General features: G+C 71.1%; 4 protein-coding genes and 1 pseudogene. All 5 read left to right on the top strand.

What is annotated here, in order from left to right:
• Positions 1-374, top strand: a pseudogene (locus AOK11_RS31045) (phosphocholine cytidylyltransferase family protein); the annotation flags it as partial.
• Positions 362-1,423, top strand: a complete 1,062-nt coding sequence (locus AOK11_RS31050; RefSeq protein ID WP_055597025.1) for an iron-containing alcohol dehydrogenase family protein — start codon at positions 362-364, stop codon at positions 1,421-1,423. The pseudogene AOK11_RS31045 and the gene AOK11_RS31050, both read left to right, overlap by 13 nt.
• A complete protein-coding gene (locus AOK11_RS31055) occupies positions 1,401-2,180 on the top strand; it encodes a CDP-alcohol phosphatidyltransferase family protein (protein ID WP_079035200.1) in 780 nt (259 codons plus the stop codon). Before AOK11_RS31050 ends, AOK11_RS31055 begins: the two co-directional genes overlap by 23 nt.
• Before the next feature lie 44 nt (positions 2,181-2,224).
• A complete protein-coding gene (locus tag AOK11_RS31060) occupies positions 2,225-3,070 on the top strand; it encodes a glycosyltransferase family 2 protein (RefSeq protein WP_055597028.1) in 846 nt (281 codons plus the stop codon).
• 98 nt (positions 3,071-3,168) lie between these two features.
• A partial coding sequence (locus AOK11_RS31065) for an ABC transporter permease (protein ID WP_055597027.1) occupies positions 3,169-4,062 on the top strand: 894 nt, incomplete at its 3' end.

The raw sequence follows: 4,062 nt of genomic DNA on the forward strand, positions 1-4,062 counted from the left end.
TCGCCGCGCGCGGCGACGGCAGGCGGATCATCCTCGCCCTCGACACCGTGAAGTCCCTCGCGGACGAGGAGATGAAGGTCGTCGTCGACCCCGGCAAGGGCATGACGAGGATCACCAAGCTCATGGACCCCGCCGAGGCCACCGGCGAGTACATCGGCGTCACCCTCATCGAGGGCGACGCCGCTCCCGCGCTGGCCGACGCGCTGAAGACCGTGTGGGAGACCGACCCGCAGCAGTTCTACGAGCACGGCTACCAGGAACTGGTCAACCGCGGCTTCCGGATCGACGTGGCGCCGATCGGCGACATCGACTGGGTGGAGATCGACAACCACGACGATCTCACCCGTGGACGGGAGATCGCATGCCAGTACTGACCCGGCTCATCCCCTCTCCCCTAGTCGTCGACATCCGCCCCGGCGCCCTCGACGACCTGGGCGGGGTCCTCGCCGACGAGCGCATCGCCCAGTCCGGCCGTCTCGCCGTCGCCGTCAGCGGCGGCTCCGGAGCCGGACTGCGCGAGCGTCTCTCCCCGTCGCTGCCCGGCGCCACCTGGTACGAGGTCGGCGGCGGCACCCTCGACGACGCGGTCCGGCTGGCCGGCGCCATAAAGGCCGGACACTACGACGCCATCGTCGGACTGGGCGGCGGCAAGATCATCGACTGCGCCAAGTTCGCCGCGGCACGCGTCGGCCTTCCGCTGGTCGCGGTACCGACGAACCTCGCGCACGACGGCCTGTGCTCACCGGTCGCCACCCTCGACAACGACGCGGGCCGCGGCTCCTACGGTGTGCCGAACCCGATCGCGGTCGTCATCGACCTCGACGTCATCCGGAACGCCCCGGCACGCTACGTGCGCGCCGGGATCGGCGACGCCGTCTCCAACATCTCCGCCGTCGCGGACTGGGAACTGGCCTGCAGGGTCAAGGGCGAGCGGATCGACGGGCTCGCCGCCGCCATGGCCCGGCAGGCCGGCGAGTCCGTGCTGCGCCACCCCGGAGGCATCGGCGACAACGACTTCCTCCAGGTGCTCGCCGAGGCACTGGTCCTCAGCGGCATCGCCATGTCGGTGTCCGGCGACTCGCGGCCCTCCTCCGGCGCCTGCCACGAGATCAACCACGCCTTCGACCTGCTCCACCCCAAGCGGGCCGCCGCCCACGGAGAGCAGTGCGGCCTGGGCGCGGCCTTCGCGATGTACCTGCGCGGCGCGCACGACGAGTCGGTGTACATGGCCGACGTACTGCGCCGGCACGGACTCCCGGTACTGCCTCAGGAGATCGGCTTCACGGCGGACGAGTTCGTCAAAGTCGTCGAATTCGCCCCCGAGACCCGCCCCGGCCGCTTCACGATCCTCGAACATCTCGACCTGAAGACCGAACAGATCAAGGACGTCTACGCCGACTATGTCAAGGCCATCGGTAGCTGAACTCCGTCCGGTCGTCCACCCCGCGGGGGTGAAGGACCGGCGCAGCGGTGAGCACTGGATGGGACGCCTCTACATGCGTGAGGTGTCCCTGCGGGTGGACCGCTACCTGGTGAACACCAGGGTCACGCCCAACCAGCTCACGTATCTGATGACCGTCTTCGGCGTCCTCGCCGCCCCGGCCCTGCTGGTGCCGGGGATCACGGGGGCGGTCCTCGGCCTGGTCATGGTGCAGCTGTACCTGCTGCTGGACTGCGTGGACGGCGAGGTGGCCCGCTGGAAGCAGCAGTTCTCGCTCAGCGGGGTCTACCTGGACCGGGTCGGTGCCTACCTGTGCGACGCGGCCGTCCTCGTCGGTCTCGGCCTGCGCGCCGCCGACCTGTGGGGCACCGGCCGCATCGACTGGCTCTGGGCCTTCCTCGGCACCCTGGCCGCCCTCGGCGCCGTCCTGATCAAGGCCGAGACCGACCTGGTCGGTGTGGCCCGCCACCAGGGCGGACTGCCGCCGGTCAAGGAGTCCGCCGCCGAGCCGCGCTCCTCCGGCATGGCGCTGGCCCGCCGGGCCGCCGGAGCCCTGAAGTTCCACCGGCTGATCCTCGGCATGGAGGCGTCGCTGCTGATCGTGGTCCTCGCGATCGCCGACGCCGCCCGGGGCGACCTGTTCTTCACCCGCCTGGGTGTCGCCGTCCTCGCCGGGATAGCCCTGCTGCAGACGCTGCTGCACCTGGTGTCCGTTCTCGCTTCCAGCAGGCTGAGGTGACCGCTGTGGGATCCTCCCTCAAGGTCGGCGCGGTGATCATCACCATGGGCAACCGCCCCGACGAGCTGCGCGCCCTGCTCGACTCGGTCGCCAAGCAGGACGGCGACCCGGTCCGGGTCGTCGTCGTCGGCAACGGCTCGCCCGTCCCGGAGGTCCCCGACGGCGTGCGCACCGTCGAGCTGCCGGAGAACCTCGGCATCCCCGGCGGCCGCAACGTCGGCATCGAGGCGTTCGGCCCGGGCGGCCGGGACGTCGACATCCTGCTGTTCCTCGACGACGACGGCCTCCTGGCCCATCACGACACCGCAGAGCTGTGCCGCCGGGCGTTCGCCGCCGACCCGGAGCTCGGCATCATCAGCTTCCGCATCGCCGACCCGGACACCGGCGGCACCCAGCGCCGCCACGTGCCCCGGCTGCGCGCCGCCGACCCGATGCGCTCCTCCCGGGTGACCACCTTCCTCGGCGGCGCCAACGCCGTACGCACCCGGGTCTTCGCCGACGCAGGAGTGCTGCCCGACGCGTTCTTCTACGCGCACGAGGAGACCGACCTGGCCTGGCGGGCCCTCGACGCGGGCTGGATGATCGACTACCGGGCCGACATGGTGCTGTACCACCCGGCCACCGCCCCCTCGCGGCACGCGGTCTACCACCGCATGGTCGCCCGCAACCGCGTCTGGCTGGCCCGTCGCAACCTTCCCGCGCCCCTGGTCCCCCTCTACCTGGGCGCCTGGATGCTGCTCACCCTGCTCCGCAGACCGTCGCGCCCGGCCCTCAAGGCCTGGTTCGGCGGTTTCCGGGAGGGGTGGGCCACCCCCTGCGGCCCGCGCCGGCCCATGAAGTGGCGTACGGTGTGGCGGCTGACCCGGCTGGGCCGGCCCCCTGTCATCTGACAAGCTCGTGTCCGGAACACCGGGGCCGCACCCAGGCCCCCCGGCGCATGCCGGACCCGTACGGGCCCGCGCATCTCGAAGAGGGAAAGCTTTCACCAGTGAGTGAGACAACGCACGACGGCACGGTCGCGGTCAGCGCGTCCGGGCCGCCCGACGAGGGCCTCACGGCGGCCGAGCTCGCCGCCAAGTACGGGCTGACGGTCAGCGGTGCCCGGCCGTCGCTCGTCGAGTACGTCCGTCAGCTCTGGGGGCGCCGGCACTTCATCCTCACGTTCTCGCGGGCGAAGCTGACGGCGCAGTACAGCCAGGCGAAGCTGGGTCAGCTGTGGCAGGTGGCGACCCCGCTGCTGAACGCGGCCGTGTACTTCTTCATCTTCGGTCTGCTGCTGGGCGCCCGCCGGGGCATCCCCAGCGACATCTACGTGCCGTTCCTGGTCACCGGCGTGTTCGTGTTCACCTTCACGCAGAGCTCGGTGCTCGCGGGCGTGCGCGCCATCTCCGGCAACCTGGGCCTGGTGCGGGCGCTGCACTTCCCGCGGGCCGCGCTGCCGGTCTCCTTCGCCCTGCAGCAGCTCCAGCAGCTGCTGTTCTCGATGGTCGTCCTGGTCGTCGTGGTGATGGCGTTCGGCAGCATGCCCGCCCTGTCCTGGCTGCTGGTGATGCCCGCGCTGCTGCTCCAGTTCGTCTTCAACACCGGCCTGGCGCTGCTCTTCGCCCGGCTGGGCAGCAGCACCCCCGACCTGGCCCAGCTGATGCCGTTCGTGCTGCGCACCTGGATGTACGCCTCGGGCGTCATGTTCAGCATCCCGGCGATGCTCGCCGACAAGGACGTCCCGCCCTGGCTGGCCGACGTCCTGCAGTGGAACCCGGCCGCGGTCTACATGGACCTGGTCCGCTTCGCGATGATCGACGACTACGGCTCCTCGTACCTGCCGCCGCACGTGTGGGCCTTCGCGGCGGGCTGGGCGCTGCTGGCCGGCGTGATCGGCTTC

It is taken from the genome of Streptomyces hirsutus (assembly GCF_001418415.1).
Lineage (GTDB): Bacteria > Actinomycetota > Actinomycetes > Streptomycetales > Streptomycetaceae > Streptomyces > Streptomyces hirsutus.